The sequence below is a fragment of the Pseudomonas sp. EL_65y_Pfl1_R83 genome, from assembly GCF_963970695.1.
Lineage (GTDB): Bacteria > Pseudomonadota > Gammaproteobacteria > Pseudomonadales > Pseudomonadaceae > Aquipseudomonas > Aquipseudomonas tritici.
In genome coordinates, this window is sequence record NZ_CAXAQI010000234.1 from 1 (window position 1) to 529 (window position 529).

Sequence of the window (529 nt, forward strand, 5' to 3'; positions counted from 1 at the left end):
GCGCTCGCACTGTTCTTGCCAAGCGTTGCCTTGGCGCAGACCGAGCCGACGCCGTCCGCGCCTCCGGCCAGCGAGGATACGGGGCAGGACATCGTGGTGACCGGCTTCCGCCAGTCGCTCCAGGCGGCGCTCAACGTAAAGAAAAACTCGGTCGCAGCGGTCGATTCGATCGTCGCCGAGGACATCGCCAAATTCCCCGACCAGAACCTTGCCGAATCGCTGCAGCGCATCCCGGGCATTTCGATCCAGCGCGATGGTGGCGAAGGGCGTGCGATCACCGTGCGTGGGCTTGGCGCGCAATTCACCCGCGTCCGCGTGAACGGTATGGAAACCGTCGCGACCTCGACCGACGGTGCCAGCGCCAACCGCGACCGCGCGTTCGACTTCAACGTGTTCGCGTCCGAACTGTTCAGCTCGCTGGTGGTCCATAAGACCGCCGAAGCGTCGCTCGACGAAGGGTCGTTGGGCGCGGTCGTCGATCTCAACACGGGCAACCCGCTTGGCGGCAAAAAGGCGGGTTTCTCGGGCG

The 529-nt window shown here is 65.4% G+C and carries 1 protein-coding gene; it reads left to right on the plus strand.

Annotated elements, in window-relative coordinates:
* Positions 1-30: 30 nt before the first annotated feature.
* On the plus strand, positions 31-529 hold a 499-nt coding region (locus AACY08_RS28590), incomplete at its 3' end, for a TonB-dependent receptor plug domain-containing protein (RefSeq protein ID WP_339472457.1).